The sequence below is a fragment of the Pseudomonas sp. GL_091 genome (assembly GCF_057837725.1).
On the sequence record NZ_CM174451.1, the window covers coordinates 3,263,117 to 3,280,500 of the forward strand.

General features: G+C 58.3%; 24 protein-coding genes. 7 read left to right on the top strand and 17 right to left on the bottom strand.

The annotated features are described in order from the left end of the window. Positions 1–42: 42 nt before the first annotated feature. A complete protein-coding gene (locus AC3ITY_RS14915) occupies positions 43–174 on the top strand; it encodes an E3 binding domain-containing protein (RefSeq protein ID WP_489310275.1) in 132 nt (43 codons plus the stop codon). 153 nt (positions 175–327) lie between these two features. Continuing rightward, entirely contained in the window at positions 328–840 is a 513-nt protein-coding gene (locus tag AC3ITY_RS14920; protein ID WP_489310277.1) for an Lrp/AsnC family transcriptional regulator, read from the top strand. A 234-nt stretch (positions 841–1,074) separates the two neighbouring features. Here AC3ITY_RS14920 and AC3ITY_RS14925 read toward each other — a convergent pair whose 3' ends face one another. Continuing rightward, positions 1,075–1,269: a hypothetical protein gene (locus tag AC3ITY_RS14925; RefSeq protein ID WP_223460657.1), complete on the bottom strand. Its 195-nt coding sequence runs from the start codon at positions 1,267–1,269 to the stop codon at positions 1,075–1,077. A 91-nt stretch (positions 1,270–1,360) separates the two neighbouring features. Next, positions 1,361–2,203 carry an NAD(P)H-binding protein gene (locus AC3ITY_RS14930; RefSeq protein ID WP_489310279.1) on the bottom strand — a complete coding sequence of 281 codons (843 nt, stop codon included), beginning with the start codon at positions 2,201–2,203 and terminating at the stop codon, positions 1,361–1,363. A 178-nt stretch (positions 2,204–2,381) separates the two neighbouring features. Here AC3ITY_RS14930 and AC3ITY_RS14935 point away from each other — a divergent pair, with 178 nt between their 5' ends. Then, on the top strand, positions 2,382–3,044 hold the full coding sequence (locus AC3ITY_RS14935) for a TetR/AcrR family transcriptional regulator (protein ID WP_489310281.1): 663 nt from the start codon (positions 2,382–2,384) through the stop codon (positions 3,042–3,044). A gap of 161 nt (positions 3,045–3,205) precedes the next feature. Here AC3ITY_RS14935 and AC3ITY_RS14940 read toward each other — a convergent pair whose 3' ends face one another. The 8 genes from AC3ITY_RS14940 to AC3ITY_RS14975 form a co-directional block, all read right to left on the bottom strand. Beyond that, positions 3,206–3,436, bottom strand: a complete 231-nt coding sequence (locus AC3ITY_RS14940) for a hypothetical protein (protein ID WP_057714650.1) — start codon at positions 3,434–3,436, stop codon at positions 3,206–3,208. 130 nt (positions 3,437–3,566) lie between these two features. Continuing rightward, on the bottom strand, positions 3,567–3,788 hold the full coding sequence (locus tag AC3ITY_RS14945; RefSeq protein WP_223460652.1) for a hypothetical protein: 222 nt from the start codon (positions 3,786–3,788) through the stop codon (positions 3,567–3,569). Between the two features lie 126 nt (positions 3,789–3,914). Beyond that, the gene (modC, locus tag AC3ITY_RS14950; protein WP_489310284.1) at positions 3,915–4,994 is read right to left on the bottom strand and encodes a molybdenum ABC transporter ATP-binding protein; all 1,080 of its coding nucleotides are present in this window, start codon (positions 4,992–4,994) and stop codon (positions 3,915–3,917) included. Positions 4,995–4,997: 3 nt separating this feature from the next. After that, positions 4,998–5,678 (bottom strand): molybdate ABC transporter permease subunit, encoded by a 681-nt coding sequence (gene modB / locus AC3ITY_RS14955; protein WP_489310286.1) that lies wholly within the window; start codon positions 5,676–5,678, stop codon positions 4,998–5,000. Further along, positions 5,679–6,446, bottom strand: a complete 768-nt coding sequence (gene modA, locus AC3ITY_RS14960) for a molybdate ABC transporter substrate-binding protein (RefSeq protein ID WP_489310288.1) — start codon at positions 6,444–6,446, stop codon at positions 5,679–5,681. It abuts the gene before it with no gap. 124 nt (positions 6,447–6,570) lie between these two features. Further along, positions 6,571–7,638, bottom strand: coding sequence for an NAD(P)H-dependent flavin oxidoreductase (locus AC3ITY_RS14965; protein WP_489310290.1), 1,068 nt, complete (start codon positions 7,636–7,638; stop codon positions 6,571–6,573). 105 nt (positions 7,639–7,743) lie between these two features. Continuing rightward, positions 7,744–9,891 carry an autotransporter gene (locus tag AC3ITY_RS14970; RefSeq protein ID WP_489310292.1) on the bottom strand — a complete coding sequence of 716 codons (2,148 nt, stop codon included), beginning with the start codon at positions 9,889–9,891 and terminating at the stop codon, positions 7,744–7,746. After that, positions 9,845–10,198: a hypothetical protein gene (locus tag AC3ITY_RS14975; RefSeq protein WP_489310294.1), complete on the bottom strand. Its 354-nt coding sequence runs from the start codon at positions 10,196–10,198 to the stop codon at positions 9,845–9,847. The genes AC3ITY_RS14970 and AC3ITY_RS14975 overlap by 47 nt, the downstream gene beginning before the upstream one ends. Before the next feature lie 179 nt (positions 10,199–10,377). Between AC3ITY_RS14975 and acuI the strand changes: the two genes are divergently transcribed. Beyond that, positions 10,378–11,361 carry an acrylyl-CoA reductase (NADPH) gene (gene acuI / locus AC3ITY_RS14980; protein ID WP_489310296.1) on the top strand — a complete coding sequence of 328 codons (984 nt, stop codon included), beginning with the start codon at positions 10,378–10,380 and terminating at the stop codon, positions 11,359–11,361. Here acuI and ada read toward each other — a convergent pair whose 3' ends face one another. The 5 genes from ada to AC3ITY_RS15005 all read right to left on the bottom strand — a co-directional run bounded on the left by ada (position 11,362) and on the right by AC3ITY_RS15005 (position 14,513). After that, the gene (gene ada / locus AC3ITY_RS14985) at positions 11,362–12,426 is read right to left on the bottom strand and encodes a bifunctional DNA-binding transcriptional regulator/O6-methylguanine-DNA methyltransferase Ada (protein ID WP_489310298.1); all 1,065 of its coding nucleotides are present in this window, start codon (positions 12,424–12,426) and stop codon (positions 11,362–11,364) included. A gap of 87 nt (positions 12,427–12,513) precedes the next feature. Beyond that, positions 12,514–13,194 (bottom strand): DNA oxidative demethylase AlkB, encoded by a 681-nt coding sequence (gene alkB, locus AC3ITY_RS14990; RefSeq protein ID WP_489310300.1) that lies wholly within the window; start codon positions 13,192–13,194, stop codon positions 12,514–12,516. Next, entirely contained in the window at positions 13,184–13,888 is a 705-nt protein-coding gene (locus AC3ITY_RS14995; RefSeq protein ID WP_489310302.1) for a 2OG-Fe(II) oxygenase, read from the bottom strand. The genes alkB and AC3ITY_RS14995 overlap by 11 nt, the downstream gene beginning before the upstream one ends. A gap of 117 nt (positions 13,889–14,005) precedes the next feature. Next, the gene (locus AC3ITY_RS15000) at positions 14,006–14,173 is read right to left on the bottom strand and encodes a hypothetical protein (protein ID WP_489310304.1); all 168 of its coding nucleotides are present in this window, start codon (positions 14,171–14,173) and stop codon (positions 14,006–14,008) included. A gap of 37 nt (positions 14,174–14,210) precedes the next feature. Next, positions 14,211–14,513, bottom strand: a complete 303-nt coding sequence (locus AC3ITY_RS15005) for a DUF1883 domain-containing protein (RefSeq protein WP_046038396.1) — start codon at positions 14,511–14,513, stop codon at positions 14,211–14,213. A 201-nt stretch (positions 14,514–14,714) separates the two neighbouring features. Between AC3ITY_RS15005 and AC3ITY_RS15010 the strand changes: the two genes are divergently transcribed. Then, positions 14,715–15,071 (top strand): hypothetical protein, encoded by a 357-nt coding sequence (locus AC3ITY_RS15010; protein WP_489310306.1) that lies wholly within the window; start codon positions 14,715–14,717, stop codon positions 15,069–15,071. A 72-nt stretch (positions 15,072–15,143) separates the two neighbouring features. Next, complete coding sequence (locus AC3ITY_RS15015; protein WP_008053025.1) at positions 15,144–15,374, top strand: hypothetical protein; 231 nt, start codon at positions 15,144–15,146, stop codon at positions 15,372–15,374. Positions 15,375–15,385: 11 nt separating this feature from the next. On the opposite strand, the gene AC3ITY_RS15020 is transcribed toward AC3ITY_RS15015, so the two are convergent. Beyond that, positions 15,386–15,667, bottom strand: coding sequence for a hypothetical protein (locus AC3ITY_RS15020; protein WP_489310308.1), 282 nt, complete (start codon positions 15,665–15,667; stop codon positions 15,386–15,388). A 134-nt stretch (positions 15,668–15,801) separates the two neighbouring features. After that, positions 15,802–15,990, bottom strand: coding sequence for a hypothetical protein (locus tag AC3ITY_RS15025; protein WP_489310310.1), 189 nt, complete (start codon positions 15,988–15,990; stop codon positions 15,802–15,804). A gap of 292 nt (positions 15,991–16,282) precedes the next feature. On the opposite strand from AC3ITY_RS15025, the gene galU reads away from it, so the two are divergent. Next, the gene (gene galU, locus AC3ITY_RS15030; RefSeq protein WP_007975949.1) at positions 16,283–17,122 is read left to right on the top strand and encodes a UTP--glucose-1-phosphate uridylyltransferase GalU; all 840 of its coding nucleotides are present in this window, start codon (positions 16,283–16,285) and stop codon (positions 17,120–17,122) included. Positions 17,123–17,384: the final 262 nt, after the last annotated feature.

The window sequence follows — 17,384 nt, forward strand, 5'->3', positions numbered from 1 at the left end:
CGCTGTCAGGCAAACATTAAGAAAGTAGTTTCCAATGAAATTTTGCCGTTCGCTTCACCATCAGTTCGTAAGTTAGTCCGGGAGCTTGGGGTGCCACTGAATGAAATTAATTGTATGTCAGGATTTTGGATTTTTAGCAAATTTAACCTTTGCCGCGCCTCGGGCTTAAACTGATATTATTGCTTAACCGAGAACTAGTCCCTTGTGGGGTCGCTTCAAGGCAGCGGGCTCCCAGCCCAGCCCAGCGCAGTATGCGAACCGGTGGGAAGACACTACGGCCGTCTTGAAAAAAACTTATGCTAAAATCCCTTGCTCTATTGAAAGGATATGGAATGTATATTCTGTATTTTTGGGGTTTTTGAAATGATCATGCCAAAGGTTAAGATAGACTCTACGGATCGCCGCATATTGGCGGCGCTCCAGCGGGATGCAAGGCTGTCGAGTGCGGAGCTTGCTGAGCTGGTATCACTGAGCGCATCTCCATGTTGGAGACGGGTCAAAAGACTTGAAGAAATAGGTCTGGTGCGAGGCTACCATGCCAGCATTAATACCGAAATGCTTGGGTACGCTATTACTGCCTTTGTACAGGTATCCCTGGATCAAAAGGATACTACCCATATGAATGCTTTCGAGGAGTCGATAACTTCTTTTGAGCAGGTTATAGCCTGCCACTGCATTTCAGGTGTTTATGATTACCAGTTAACGGTCTTGGCAACTGATTTGGCTGGATTCAGTGAGTTTGCCAGAAAAAATATAAATGGTTTTCCAGGTGTCAAAGACGTTTGCACCTCCTTTGTCGTAAAGGAAGTTAAAGCGCCAGTGAATTTGATGGTCGGGTAGTAGGGAGTATGTATCTAGCCTGTTTGAAATGCATGCGACTTGCCAAACTATTGGAGAGTACAGTCTGATTGATTTCCCCTCAGGAATTAAAATTTACCGCTCGAAAGGGTGTGCCGGTTCGATTCCAGTGTCGGGCACCACATAAAACCAAGGGCTTGCAAGCGAAAGCGGATGCAAGCCCTTGTTTGTTTCTGCTCCATTATTTCTATCTTGATAGTGGTCGCCTGATGTTTTTCAGGATGCCGGGTCTGCCTTGCGGCGATCGCTGCCGGTTGGGTTGCCGGTATCGATCAGCCTTCTTTCCAGCAGTACGTTTTCCAAGGCCTGGCGGTCTGACGGGTTCATTTGATGTTCTCGCTCCTTGAGTTCCAACAGGATCGGGCTGGACCACTGGCGGTAGGTTTGTTCAGCACTACGATTGGGTGACATGGGTACCTCCTTGATCAGGCTCCTGCCAATAAAGGCGCCGCAGTTCGATACGCAAAAACCCTAGTCGACGAAGCAGGTTCTCGCCACTGCTTTACATCGGACTTCCATTTCCCCAGATTCCCGTAGCGGCAGTGCGCTGTACGTAGTCGCTAAAGTCGCGGGCCGGCCGACCCAGTGCCCGCTGCACGCCATCGGCCACGGGTGTGTTGCGACCGTCCAGCACAGTCGTGAACAGATACAACACCAGATCGATAAACTCCGGGGGAAGTTGTTCCTGTTCCATTGCCTGTCGATAGGCGTCCGGCGGTACGGCCACGAATTCGATGTTGCGCCGGGTGGTGCGGGCAATCTCGGTCACGGCTTGAGCAAAGGTCAACGCCCGAGGGCCGGTCAACTCATAGAGCTGGTCGGTGTGTCCGGGTTGGGTCAGTGCCGCGACGGCACACTCGGCGATGTCTTCTGCATCGACAAAGGGTTCGGCGACCTGGCCGACGGGGAGTGCGAGTTCACCTTGCACAATGGGTTCAAGAAAGTGTGCCTCGCTGAAATTCTGGCAAAACCAGCTGGCCCGTAGAATCGTCCAGTCAATCCCGCTGTCCTGTACGACGCGTTCGGCCTGTTCCGCTTCAACTTCGCCGCGCCCGGATAACAAAACCAGTTTGCGGACTCCGCTTTTCACTGCCAGGTCGGTGAAGGCCTTGATGGTTTCAAGGGCACCCGGAACGGCGAGATCAGGTTGAAAAGAAATGTAGACGCAATGAACGCCATCTATCACGGCGTCCCAGGTTGATCGATCTTCCCAGTCGAAGGGGGGATTGGCGTCGCGGGAACCCCGGCGTACGGGCAAGCCGGCCGCTTCGAGTCGTTGTGTGATTCGCCGTCCGGTTTTGCCGGTGGCGCCGAGGACCAGCGTGATTGGTTGAGCCGTTTTCATCGCGTTCATCTCCATCGGTTAATGTGAGTTATGCTCACGTTTAAAAGATGATAGATGCTCACGTTTTGCCGTCAACCCGCCAAAGCGAATTCCCCGACGTGTGGACATCTGTTATTGGGCGTAGGGAGCGTCGATGCTAAGGTGAGTACATGTCACGTTATTGATCGGGAATTCGCTCGTGCGCAAAAAGCCCTCTGAAACCCTCGAACAGCCTGCTGCGCAAGCGGTTCGACGTAATCCCACGCAACAACGCAGTCGCGATCGTCAGGAGCGGATTCTGGCCATGGCCACTCAATTGATTGCGGACAAGGGCAGCGACCAACTCAAGATGAGTGAAATCGCCGAGCGCTCCGAGATCTCGATCGGTTCCCTTTATCAGTATTTCCCCGACAAGAGTTCCGTGATCCGTACGCTGGCCGAGCGTTACAACGCGCAGAGCCGTCGTTGCATTGCAGAGGCAATGGAGGCTGTCGAAGATGCCAAGGATTTGCGCGCCGCCTATACGCAGCTGCTCGATCAGTATTACGAGATCGTGATGGCGACACCGGTGATGCGTGACATCTGGTCCGGCATGCAGGCCGACAAGCAGTTATTGCAGCTGGAGTTGGGGGAGAGCCGGATTGCCGGAGCGCTGCTGGCCCAGGCCATGCTTCGTGTATTTCCGGAAAGCGATGAGCTACAGGTTCAGGAATCCGCGTTTTTGATCTGGCACCTGGGCGAGGCGACCATGCGCCTGGCGGTTACTTGTGCGCCAGAGGAAGGGCGCGCACTGGTCGAGGCGTTCAAACGCATGTCCCTGCGCGAGGTCATGGAGCCCGCGCGCAAGGGCGTCGACAAGTAATGAGGTCTCTCGATTGGTTTTGGGCAACAAAAATCCCGACACCAGGTCGGGTTGTGAGAAAGGATGGAAATCCAGCAGGCAGCCAAACGTTCGGAGACGTCACTGTCACCGATCATGCTGCCCGAATCGGGCCTGTCCTCGTACCGCAAATCCGTGACGGATCATCTGAACCTAGGCAGAGGCCGGTCGACAGGTTTGAGAGACGACAGCGTATGCCGGATCAGCGGCGTGTCCTTCTCGATGTCGTTCAGGCGATCACGAATTCTGAGGGCGGTGGGGTGTCCGCCTTGATGATCGACCCAGTCGGCGATTTCCTTGCAGGCGGCGGCCAAGCGAGCCTGACGCGAGTCCAGCAAGGTGAGCAGGGTGGTGATGGACTCTTTTTCGGACATGGGAGACACCTCCGTTCAAGAAACCTGGGTGTGGCAGCAAAAAGCCCGCCTGGAGCGAGCTTTCTGCCGAAAGGGTTACTGATCCTTCAACTATTTCAGTATAGCCCCGTTAAAAAATGGTGACGAGCCGTCAACTTTGTCGGGCTGTCACTTGTGATTTAGCGTTCAACTGACGGCAAACACGCACAGCGTCCTCTTCAACTTCGTAGCCATCACCGATAAAGCCTTGGGTGCGGGTATCGGCGATGCGGTACCAGACTGCGGCATCCGGTGGCAGGTGGTCAATTTCACCCTCACGGCGGCCATGGATGATGATCTTGTTGCAACGCTTCACGACGAAAATGTCTTCCATGGCGTCTCCGCAGCTGTTTCGTGTTCAGTTCAACTATAGAAGCCATTGGTGATCGTGCAAAAAATAGACAAGTTAATTCGTCGGTTCAGGCAGTGACCTCTGTCCGGTGCAGCCGTGCCGGCGGATTTACGCCAGCACCGCGACCGCTTTTATTTGTGCCCAGAGTTGTTGGCCAGGATGGACGTTCAGTTGATCACGGGAATAACGCGTGATCCGCGCCAGCAGCGGCGTGCCCGCAGCGTCCAGGCGAATCAGCACGTGGGCGGCGTTGTCGGCGTTCATTTCACTGACCACAGTGACCGGCAGGCGATTGAGAATGCTGCTTTGCCCGGCATTGTGCAGGCTCAGGCTCACATCCCGCGCCTGGACCTTGCAGCGCAGTGCCTGACCCACGTCCATTGGCGTATGCGGCACGCGAATGTCGAGGGTGGTGTCGGGCAGTTGCAGGCTGAGCAATTGATAGTCGGCGTCATAGGCGCTGACGCGACCTTCGATCACCACACCGGCGTCATCCCCCATTGCCAGCGGCAAATCGAGGCGTGCCAGGGTCTGGCCGATCGGGCCGCTGGCCAGCGCCTTGCCGTTGCTGAGCAACACGATATGGTCGGCCAGCCGCGCGACTTCATCCTGGGAGTGGCTGACGTACAGCACCGGGATGTCGAGTTCGTCGTGCAGACGTTGCAAATACGGCAGGATTTCACTTTTGCGCTGGGCATCCAGCGCGGCCAGAGGCTCATCCATCAACAACAGTTTCGGGCTGGTGAGCAAGGCGCGGGCGATGCCGACGCGCTGTCGCTCTCCGCCTGAAAGGTGTTGTGGGTGCCGGTCCAGCAAATGGCTGATGCCCAGCAACTCGGTGGCGTGGGCCATGTCGACCCGACGCTGCGGCTTGGGGATGCGCTTGAGGCCGAACTCCAGGTTGGCCAGCACCGACAGATGAGGAAACAGGCTGGCTTCCTGGAACACGTAGCCCAGCGCGCGCTTGTGCGGCGCGACGAAGATCTTGTGTTCGCTGTCCTGCCAGACTTCATCGTTGACCTGGATAAAGCCTTGATCGGCCCGCTCCAGGCCGGCGATGCAGCGCAGGCAAGTGGTCTTGCCCGAGCCAGAGTGGCCGTAAAGCGCAGTGACGCCACGGCCCGGCAGCTGCAGGTCGACGTCCAGGGCGAAGCCCGAGTAACGTAGTTTCAGACGCATTTGAATCATCGATCAGCTCCAGCCCGCTTTGGTTTTACGGCTGGAATACAGCGCCAGCAAAACGACGAACGAGAACACCAGCATCGCCCCGGCCAGCCAATGGGCCTGGGCATATTCCATGGCTTCGACGTGATCGTAGATCTGCACCGAGACCACACGGGTCTTCTCGGGAATGTTGCCGCCGATCATCAGCACCACGCCGAACTCGCCGACGGTGTGGGCGAAACCGAGAATGGCCGCGGTAATGAAGCCGGGGCGGGCCAGGGGCAGTGTCACGCTGAAAAAGGTGTCCCAGGGATTGGCCCGCAAGGTCGCGGCCACTTCGAGCGGGCGCGTACCGATCGCGGAAAAAGCGTTTTGCAGTGGCTGGACCACAAACGGCATCGAATACAACACCGAACCGATAACCAGCCCCGCAAAACTGAAAGTGAGGGTACCAAGGCCGAGTGACTGAGTGAGCTGGCCAAAGAACCCGTGAGGGCCGAGGGCCAGCAACAGATAGAAACCAATCACCGTCGGTGGCAGCACCAGGGGCAGGGCGACAATCGCCCCGACCGGGCCGCGCAACCAGGAGCGGGTGCGCGACAGCCATAACGCAATTGGAGTGCCGACAATCAGCAGGATGACGGTCGTCAGGGACGCCAGTTTCAGGGTCAGCCAGATGGCGGAAAGATCGGCACTCGATAGCGACATTTAGATTTCGTAACCGTAGGACTTGATGACAGCTGCCGCTTTCGGCCCCTTGAGGTAGTCAACCAGTGCCTTGGCGGCCGGGTTGTCCTTGCCCTTGTTGAGAATCACCGCGTCTTGCTTGATAGGGTCGTGCAGGCTGGCGGGAACGATCCAGGCCGAACCGCTGGTGATCTTGCCGTCCTTGTAGATCTGCGACAGGGCGACAAAACCCAGCTCGGCGTTGCCGGTGGAGACGAACTGGTAGGCCTGGGTGATGTTCTGGCCTTCAACGATCTTGTCCTTGACCTTGTCGGTCAGACCCTCCTTGGCCAGCACCTGGGTAGCCGCCAGGCCATAAGGCGCGGCTTTCGGGTTGGCGATGGACAGGTGCTGGTACTCGTTCTTTTTCAGCACATCGCCCTTGGCATCGACGTAGCTTTCCTTGGCCGACCACAGCGCCAGGGTACCGACCGCATAGGTGAAGCGCGAACCCTTGACGGTATCGCCTTCGGCTTCAAGTTTTTTCGGGGTGCTGTCGTCTGCCGAGAGGAACACTTCGAACGGCGCGCCGTTTTTGATCTGGGTGTAGAACTGGCCGGTGGCGCCAAAGGAGGTGACCAGCTTATGCCCGGTGTCTTTCTCGAAATCAGCGGCGATGGCCTGGATAGGCGCGGTGAAGTTGGCAGCGACAGCCACCTGGACTTCGTCCGCCTGGGCTGAGCCGAAGGCGAATACGGCGAGAAGGCTTGTCAGGCAGGCAGGGGCAAAACGTGAGGCACGAATGGTCATGAAACGGCTCCGTTAAAGGCAATTGCGGCAGGGGTAAATCGTTATGTACATAAATATATAGCGAATTGCCTTTGAACGGAATGTGTTGCCACAGAATTGTATACAATTTTAACGAAAGTGATGCTCAGGGGCGACCTAGCAGTCTCGCTAATCCTTCTTCAGCCAGCTTTCGAGTCAGTGCCTCGGTGGTCAAATCGACGCCGAGGGTAAATGCCTGACCCGCCCAGAGGTTGCTGAAGTCCGCTTCACCTTTGGCCCGCAACGGCATCAGCGCGCCACCGGCAAGGGGAAAGGCCGGGGCCTTGGCGCTCATGGGCCCCAGTTCACGCATCACCCGATTGAGGATGCCACGGGCCGGGCGACCGGTGAACACATTGGTGACGGCCGTCTCGCTTTCCCTGGCGGTGCGCAAGGCTTTGTGATGGGAAGGACTGACCTTGGCCTCTGGCGTGAACAGGTACGCCGTACCCACCTGTACCGCCGAAGCGCCCAGCATGAAGGCGGCTGCGACGCCTCGTGCATCAGCGATGCCGCCAGCGGCAATCACCGGCACTTTCACTGCATCGACGACTTGTGGCACCAGGGCGAAAGTCCCCACCTGACTGCTCAGGTCATCGCTGAGAAACATCCCGCGATGGCCTCCGGCCTCGTAGCCCATGGCAATGATTGCATCGCAGCCATGCTGCTCAAGCCACACCGCTTCTGCGACGGTGGTAGCCGAGGACAGTACCTTCGCACCGGTGGCTTTGACCCGGTCGAGCAGGGATTTTTCCGGCAGACCAAAGTGAAAACTCACCACTTCAGGGCGAAACGCTTCGACCACTTCGCAGGCAGCGTTATCGAATGGCGCCCGGTTGGACATCGGCGTCGGCGCATCGAAGTCGATGCCGAGCTCCTGATAGTAGGGTTGCAGCAGGTTTTTCCAGTCCTGCGCGCGTTGCTCGTCAGGGGCTGGAGGCTGATGGCAGAAGAAGTTGACGTTGATCGGGCGCTGGGTGTGTTGGCGGATGGTTTTCAGCTCTTCGCGCAGTTGATCCGTGCTGAGCATTGCCGCTGGCATCGAGCCCAGGCCGCCGGCATTGCAGGTTGCAATCACCATGGACGAGTTGGTGGCACCGGCCATCGGCCCCTGAATGATCGGCAGTTCGATCCCGAGCAGGTCAAGAATGCGGGTATCTGGCCATTGGTTCATGTGCTGTGTTCTCCGACGTTGAATCCGGGCAGGGACGGTAGAACAGGATTTGTAACGCAACGACTGGCGCAAGGCCAGTCGTCATTTCAGAGGGTCAGGCTTTTTTCAGCGTCGGTGGAAGCCTCCACCCCCACCCCCGAAGGAGTGATTCATAAACCCGGAAGAGTCGTGAAAATTGTTGAAGCGATCATTACCGAAGGAGCGCGCATCGTATTCTCGGTTGAGATTCTGGACCTGGGCAGTGTTGGTCGAATCGAGATGGGTTGCACCGCCCTGGACCATCGATTGCCAGCCGCTATCGGTCCTCTTGTAAACGTTGCCATCATGGCCGGCGTACACGTTGTCGCCGACATGCGCCACGCCGCCGTTGCGATCATGGATACCACCGTACTGGGTGGTGTTGCCGGTATTGGGGTTGTAGACGGCACCGCGATTGGCGGAGACCTGGGTGCCGGTGCGGACGTTGCCGGCGGTCACATGCTGGCCGGTAATGGCCCCGTCGTCGGGGCCGACGGCCACACCGCTGCGGCCAGCGGCATAGTTGCCGGTGTAGACGTTGTGTACCGCGCCACGCTGGCCGGCCGCGGCGATGCCGGTGCGCGAGTTGTAGGAGGCTCCAACTTGACCGGCCCAGCGATTGCCGGTCCAGGCGTTGTAACCGCCGCCGTAGCGGCTGACCGAAGCGCGGTCGCCCCACTGGCGGTAGATGTTGCCGGTCGTGCCGGCCCAGCCACCGGGGCCCCAGGCGACGGCGCCGCCATGATAGCCGTAAGCGGCCCCGCCCCAGGGCATTGGCGCAGGGTACAGATGCGGCCCCCAGGCGTAACCCCAACCGTAATTGCCCCACCACGGATAGGCGCCCCAGCCCCAACCCACGGCGACCGTACTGCCGCCCCAACTCCAGCCGAAACCGAAGCCGAACGTCCAGCCCGTCCAGGGTGTGTAGCGAATCGCCACGCCAAATCCGTAAGTCACCGGCGGGCCGTACCAGACACTGCCCACCCACGGCGTATACGGATAACCGGTGCCATACACCACCACACCGCTGTCCGGGTCCAGCGTCGAACCTTGATACCCCGGCGTGTAACCGACGACGACCGTATCGCCACTGGCTTCGTAGACTTTCACGTAAGTGACGTAGTGCATCGGTGAACTGGGCGGAATCGAATAAATCACCGCCGGCACCGAAGAGGCGACCGTCCAGGGGCCTTGCACCGCCGTGGCCACGAACCAGACACCGTTCTCCACCGCGTACCAGCTTTGTGCATCGACCATGATGATCGGCATCGGGCTGTTGACCACGTATTGCAGGGGCGTGCCTTTGATGGCCTTGAGTTGCGGTTCGCCGTCAAATGCCGGCTTGCTCATTTTCACCTGGCTTTTCTTGATCGCCGAGGTCTGCGCAATGGTCGCTGCAATCGCCGCTTCCCTGGCTTGCGGCGTGCCGGCTACCGAGGCTTTTACGTTTTCCTTGGGGCTGTCATCGGGAATGTTGGCGAAGTCTGCCGGCAACTTGTCTGCCCCCACAAAGGTCCAGGGGCCTTTCATGTCACCGGCGCGGAACCAGCGACCCGAGATCAGCACGTAGCTGTCCTGGTCAGCGATCTCCTTGAAAATATGCCCGGTGGTGTTGGTCACATACAGCAGCTTGGTGTTCTGGATCGGCTGCCATTGCGGTGGGCCGTCAGTGACGATCAGCTCGGTCTGCACCGTGGCGATATAAATTTGCGGAATCGGCGGCTTGGCCAGCGTCGGTATTTTGTCCTTCGGATCGCTCTGGCCCGTCAGCAGGTCTACCTGGCGACCCTGGATCGCAGCTTTCTTGGCCTTCTCCAGCTCGGCTGAAGGCGGGTGCAGTGGCGCATATTGCCCGCCCAGGTTGTCCGCCACCATCCAGCCATCGAACACGTGCAGGTAATGTTTGCCCTTCGCATCCTTGAGCAGCAGCGGTCGGGTGTCGATCACCCGCTGCAGCGAGGTGCCATCAACGGGGCGATAGGCCGGTTCGCCATCGACGTACACCAGCAGCGCGGGTACCTCGGACGAAATAATGGTCGGCGGGGTATTTTCCAGCGGCTCGCTGCCGGACTTTCGCTCGGCGGCGATGACGCCGAGCGCGGCTTCGAGTTGGTCGAGGGAAATGGTTTTCGTGCGGTTCTCGGCGTCTTGCTTCACCGCAGCGACCCAGCTGTCAGCCTTGGTTGCGCTATCGGGGAAATCGGCCTTGGTGATGGTGTACTGATCGAGCGCCACCCAGCGGGTGGCCTTGTCGACACAGGGTGTGGGCGCTGAATTGCACGATGCCGTAGGTGGATTTGCCATCGGTGCCCGTGGCCTCCACGGCAGTCCGCGCGTTCAGGGTGTAGCCGTCCCAACTGTCCAGTTGCGGTTGGTAGATGGTCAACTTGGTGTCGCCGGCAGCCAGCACCTGTGGCCAGCTGGGGGAGGCGGTCGCCTGATTCGCGGGAGGTTGGGCGGGCTGCTCCGGTGCTGCCTGAGCGCCGCTGAGCGGAACCAGGCAGAGCATCAGTAAAACGCTGAATAAACGCAGTTGAGGCATTGTCAGCTCCATCGACAAGACAGTTTCTTGCGGCATTTCAAGGTTGCGAAAAAGCATAGTCGTCGTCATTGAAAACGCTCGGCGGTTTGCCTGATTGGCTTAAAGTCGGGTACGGCAATCTGTTGCCATGTGTTATTTCAATGGCTCCACCACCAGACTGATTCCATTGAGAGGCCGTAATGTTCAAAGGCATTTTGATCGACAAAGACGACAGCGGTTACCGGGCCACACTGCAAGAGATCCAGGACGATCAGTTACCCGAGGGCGATGTCACGGTGCGTGTTGCCTACAGCACGCTGAATTTCAAGGATGGCCTGGCGATTACCGGCAGCAGTCCGGTGGTGCGCAAATTCCCGATGGTGCCGGGCATCGACCTGGTCGGTGTCGTCGAAACCAGCGGGCATCCGGACTACAACGTCGGAGACCAGGTCTTGCTCAATGGCTGGGGTGTGGGTGAAGGGCATTGGGGGGGATTGGCGCAAAAGGCTCGTCTGAACGGTGACTGGCTGATTCCGCTGCCCAAGGCGTTTACCGCTGCCCAGGCGATGGCCATTGGTACGGCGGGCTACACGGCCATGCTGTGCATCCTGGCGCTGGAACACAACGGCGTGACGCCCGAGCAGGGCGAAATCCTGGTGACCGGCGCCAACGGTGGCGTCGGCAGCTTCGCCATCGCCTTGCTGAGCAGGCTCGGCTACCGGGTGGTCGCGTCCACCGGACGCACCTCGGAGCACGACTACCTGAAGCAACTGGGTGCTGGCGAAATCATTGATCGCGCCACCTTGTCCGAGCCGGGCAAACCTTTGGCCAAGGAGCGCTGGGCGGCCGTCATCGACTCGGTCGGTAGCCACACCCTGGCCAACGCATGCGCCAGCACCAAGGCCAATGGCACCGTCGCGGCCTGCGGTTTGGCCCAGGGCATGGACTTTCCGGCATCCGTTGCACCGTTTATTTTGCGCGGCGTAACCCTGGCCGGCATCAACAGCGTGACCCAGCCCAAAGCCAAACGCGTGGAGGCCTGGAATCGCCTGGCCCAGGATCTGGACTTCAATCTGTTGCCGCTGATCAGTCACGAAATCGGCTTGAGCGAAGCCATCGAAGCCGCGCCGCGCTTGCTGGCCGGGCAGTTGCGTGGGCGCGTGGTGGTGGATGTGAATCGCTGATCACTGCGACTCGCGTTCCAGCAACTGCCGTTTGCGCTCGACACCCCAGCGATAGCCCGACAGATTGCCATCGCTGCGCACCACGCGATGGCAAGGGATCGCCACGGCCAGGCTGTTCGCGCCGCAGGCCTGAGCCACGGCGCGAACGGCTTTTGGTTGACCGATGCGCTGGGCGACATCGGCGTAGCTGGCAGTGCTGCCCACGGGAATCTCCCGCAGCGCTTGCCAGACACGCTCCTGAAACGCTGTACCGCGTACGTCCAGCGGCAAATCAAGGCCAATGGCCGGCGCCTCGATAAAGCCGACGACCCTGGCAATCAATTGCTCGAATTCATGATCGGCACCCATCAGGTTGGCACGCCGGAATTTGTCTTGCAGATCGCAGACCAGTTGGTGCGGATCATCGCCCAGCAGGATCGCACAGACCCCGCGCTCACTCTGCGCCACCAGAATCGCGCCCAGCGAACACTGGCCGACGGCAAAACGAATGTCGTTGTTTTGACCGGCCGCGCGGTAGTCCCCGGGTTTCATTCCGAGCAGCTGGTCTGCCGCTTCGTAAAACCGGCTGTTGGAGTTGAAGCCGGCGTCATACAGGGCATCGGTCACCGAGCCGCCGGTTGCCAGCCGCTCGCGCACCTTGCGTGAGCGATGAGCATCGGCGTAGCCCTTGGGCGTCAGGCCGGTGACGGCTTTGAACACACGATGGAAGTGGAAGCTGCTCAGGCCCGCCGCCTCGGCCAATTCGCCCAGGGCAGGCAGCGTTTGCGCGTTTTCGATCTGGCGGCACGCGGCGGCCACGGTGGCGGCATGTTGCGCGGCGAGTTCGCTTTGATCTTTTGTCGCGCGCTTGCTCGGACGATAACCCGCGGCCCGGGCCTGTTCGGCGCTATCGAAGAATTCGACATTGTGTGGTTTGGGCAAGCGCGCGAGGCTGCTGGGATTACAGTAGATGCCAGTGGTCTTCACGGCATAGACAAACTGCCCGTCAGCCTTGGGATCGCGCGCGACCACGGCGGCCCAGCGCGGATCGTTTTCGATGGTGATCTTGGTCGATTGGGTTGTCATGGCGTCACGTCCATTGAGGGGTTGCCTGCACATTAACCATGGGGCAATTCCCACACACTCCGGTGCTTGCGGTCAAATTCGAAGTCTTTATCCGGCGGTACGGAAGGTGAAGTTGATGCGTTGCTCGCCCAGCTTCGGATGATGGCCGTCCTTGATCGGCAACACGCCGTGATAACGCAGGCGATCCACTCCACCCCAGACCACGATGTCACCATGGAACAGGGGAACGCGCTGACTTTTGTCGCTGCGTGCAAAACCCCCAAACAGGAACATCGCCGGCAAACCCAGGGATACCGAAACGATGGGGGCTGTGTAGGAATGTTCGTCTTTGTCTTGATGCAATGACATTTTTGCCCCGGGGATGTAGCGGTTGATCAGGCAGGAATCCGGTGCAAAATCGGTGAAACCCGCTGCCTGCGCCGCCGCTTGTGCCAGTTGGAAAAACACCTCGGGCATCATTGGCCAGGGCCGGCCGGTCTGTGGATCGTCGCGGGTGTACTGATAACCGCTACGGTCCGTGGTCCAGCCGAATTGGCCACAACTGCTCAGGGCGACCGACATGGTGAAACCGCCGGGTGTGACCATCTGCCGAAATGGCGCGGCCACCAGCACCGCCTCCAGGGCGGGTAGTAAGCGTTCCAGCCAGGGCAGGGCGAAGCCTCTAAGCACGTAGGACTGTTCGCCAATCTGCTCGCGCCTGGGCTGTTGCTCGGGTTCTATGTCGGCAAACAGATCGAAAGTCAGCGGGTTCATGGGTTCATGACGCATCGTGAAAGATGATTCCAAGGGTATGCCGTTTGCCGCAGTGCAGGCGACTCACACCGTGACGCAGGGTCACACGGTAGTAACCGCGAGTTCCTTTGACCGGCCGCTGGTTGACCGCAAAGATCAACCCGTCACCTTTCTTCAGGCCGATGACCATCGGGCGTGACTGCATTCGCGGGCGTTGTTCAGTCAGGACAAATTCGCCGCCGGTGAAGTCTTGATCGGGGTCTGACAGCAGAATCGCCACTTGCAGTGGGAAAACGTGCTCACCGTATAAATCCTGATGCAAACAGTTGTAGTCCTGGGGACCATATTGCAGCAACAAGGGGGTCGGACGGTTCTGACCAGCGGCATGACAGCGTTCGAGGAAGGCTGGAAGGGTTTCAGGAAAGCGGACCGGCAAGCCCATCTGTTCATGCCAGCGATTGGCGATGGGCACCAGTCGTGGGTAGAGCGCGCCGCGCAAGCGGGCCACAAGTTCCGGCAACGGGTAGCTGAAATACTTGTACTCGCCTCGGCCGAACCCGTGACGAGCCATCACCACGTGGGAGCGAAACAGCTCGGTTCGAGGGTACAAGGCGCTGATTTGCCCGCAAGCCTTGTGGCTCAACAGTGACGGGATGACGGCGCAACCGTCCTGATCAAGTTGCTGTTCCAGCCGGGGCCAGTCCAGCCTGTCCAGATATTGCTCGCTCATTGCCGGGCCTCTTGTTGTTGAGGTGGCCAGTCTGCAAGGCAAGGATGAAGCTGGCACTCCGGTGCTTGCGGTCGAACTGCGAGTGGGAGCTGACGTCCATTGTCGCTCCGGATCGTGTTACAGCGCTTTGCTGACGTTGATTTCGCTGATGACGTCGTCCTGCCCATGAATGGCATCCAGCGCCGCTTTGGCTTCCTCCGGGGTGCCGTTTTCAAGCTGGGCAAACTCGAAGCGGCGCTCACCGTTGAGTTTGTATTTGATGACGTACTTGGTCGTTTGGGCCACGGTTGTATCTGCCTGTCTTGTGTATCGGGTTCGCTGATCAGCTCAGTTTCGTGCTGGAGCGGCGAATGATTTTGATCGAGTGCGTCAGGGTGGGTTTGCGCGTCACGCTGATAGCGCGGTGGTTGACGGTGTCGATCGTGATGTTCCAGAAACCGGTGCTAGGGGCCGTGATGCGGGCCGGAAACGTGTCGAATGCACCGCCGTGATAGGTGTGACGGCCGCCATTCTTGAAGCTGCGGAAGTTGGCGTCGTTCATCAAGCGGATGTTGCACATTTGGGAGCATTGAATGACGACGATGTCGTCTTCATTGAGGTGCTCGCGCTGATGGATAAATTTCATGAGGCGCCTCCAGAAGGGCTTTTTCTACAAAATCAAAACGATAGCATGGGCGAATGGCGCAGTTTATCAGCCCGAACGCCTTATTATCCGGCCGCTTAGACAATTAAAAACGCTTATTTCACATTTGATGAGCGATAAAGCAGTTTGTCTCGGAGAAAAATCGCAGTTGCGCTGTCCGAGGGTCTTTATCGGAGGTTTAGTATGAAGTGGGGTTTGTGGTTGTTGCCGATGGCATTGACGATCAGTGGTTGCGCGAACGTCTCGCAAATCAACGAGTCCTTGCCGACGATGAACGTGATTTCCGGCAAGAAGCCCCATGAATACGCGCAATGCCTGAGCGAAAAGCTGGCCGATAGCCGTGGCGCCTTGCAGATCCAGCCGAACAAGGATGGCTTGCGTGTGATCGTGCCGCTCAAATTCTCCTCGGGGCCGTCTGCCGTGTTTGACATTGAAGAACGCTCTGGCGGCAGCAGCATCAAGCTGCACGAGAGCATGTCCAATGTCCCGGTGCGGCCAATGGACGTACAGAATGCTGCCAACGAGTGCATTTCCGGCTGATAGACTATCGACCATCAGCACCGATGCCGCCAAAGCCCTGCTTTGGCGGCATCGTTATTTCTGGAGTCGAATATGAAGCGAGAGCAGGTCCGGGAGCGCCATGCAGAGGGTTTAATCTCTGCCACTCATGTGATTCAGAATCCGGCGGAGCTGGGGGAGTGGATCGTGTTTTTCAAGAAAAGCGCCGGGCGCAGCTATTTCCTGGTGGATGATAACGATGAGGTCGAATCCTTCAGCCGCCTTGATGATCTGATCGATACCGTGCGCGGGCTCGGTATCAAATTCGCCGAAATCCATATGTAGGGCGTGGTGCCTTACCTGCAGATCACCACGACGCTGCGGCTCTTGAAGTTGCCGACGTCGGCGCCGAGGGTCTTTTCGCTCTCCTTGAGCGCGGGGGTGCCATCGGTTCCGACAATCTTGTAGCCGCTGCCCGCGCAGGACGCATCGGCCTTTTCGTAGCACGCCGCCCAGGAGTTGGCTTCCCCGGAGCAATCGATCGACAGACCTTGCTCTCCATTGGCCAGGTAGGTTTGTTCCGACGTTGCGCAGCCGCTCAGGGCCAATACCGTTAGCAAAGGCAAAATTTTATTCATGGCTTGATCATCGTCAGGGGGGGCTAAGGCTGAGACAGCGCCGCAGGCAAAAGGTTATAGCCAAACGCCACGTTATTGCATGCATTCATAAAAAAGCCCTGCGCAATGGCAGGGCTTTTCGCATGGGGCGTCGATCAGTTCTTGTCCTTGCCGCGTCGCTTGGGTTCCGGGTGCTCAAGCTCCAGCACCGAAGCCACTTCGATTGCCAGGGCTTCGGAAGGGAAAGGTCCGGCGATATTTTCACCGGCGACACTGGCCACCCACCATTGACCGTCTTTCTCCTGATTGATCAGGAATCCGTTGACGCTTTTTACTGCCGACATCTATTTGCCTCGTTGTCTGGTTCAATCGCGCCATGATACCGCCAAACGCACTCAACGGGTGTCGATGGGCGTATGGTGGTTCGTTCCTGGCGGTTGAAAGCCGTGCAATTGCGCAAGTCTCTGCTATGCATAAGGGCTTGCGCAGTGACCTGCGCACTCCCGCAGGGAACTATCGGCAAGTTTATTTCTCTATGTTGGCATCGGTTAGCCAGCGCGGGGGCATTGTAAGGTGCACGCCGCCTGATTAGACTGCGCCGAAACTCGTACACGCACAGCCCTTACAAGGACTTATATGATCAAGAAATGCTTGTTCCCAGCAGCCGGTTACGGTACTCGCTTCCTGCCAGCGACTAAAGCCATGCCCAAAGAAATGCTGCCGGTGGTGAACAAGCCACTGATCCAGTACGGCGTTGAAGAAGCACTGGACGCTGGCTTGAACGAAATCTCCATCGTCACCGGTCGCGGCAAGCGCGCCCTGGAAGACCACTTCGACATCAGCTACGAGCTGGAAAACCAGATCAAGGGCACCGACAAGGAAAAATACCTGGTCGGCATCCGCCGCCTGTTGGATGAGTGCTCGTTCTCCTACACTCGCCAGACTGAAATGAAAGGTTTGGGTCATGCGATCCTGACCGGTCGTCCACTGATCGGCGACGAGCCGTTCGCCGTGGTGTTGGCGGATGACCTGTGCGTCAACCTGGAAGGTGACGGCGTACTGAAGCAGATGGTCAAGCTGTACAAGCAGTATCGCTGCACCATCGTCGCGATCATGGAAGTCGACCCGCAAGAAACCAGCAAGTACGGTGTGATTGCCGGCGACCTGATTGGTGACGACCTGTACCGCGTGCGTAACATGGTCGAGAAGCCAAAGCCGGAAGATGCCCCGTCGAACCTGGCGATCATCGGTCGTTACATCATGACGCCGGACATCTTCAGCCTGATCGAACAAACCGAGCCAGGCAAAGGTGGCGAGATCCAGATCACTGACGCCCTGATGAAACAGGCGCAGGATGGTTGCGTGATTGCCTACAAGTTCAAGGGCAAGCGTTTCGACTGCGGTGGCGCTGAAGGCTACATCGACGCGACCAACTTCTGCTTCGAGAACTTCTACAAGACGGGCAAGGCGTACTGATAGCCAGCGACCTGTTGTAGAGAAACCACCTTCGCAGACTGTGTGAAAACACGCTGAAGAAGGTCCAGGCAAACGCCCCGACTTGTTCGGGGCGTTTGCTTTTGTGCGGGCTGAACCCGCTCAAACTAACGGAAAGTAAGTATTGTCTGACATCCATCGCCAGAGTTTTCGAGAGAAAATCCTGATTGTCTGGTTGCAGTGGAAAAAGGAGTTTGCGGCTTCCTGGTAACGTTTGTATTTAATGTGATGGTCAGTAGGTGCG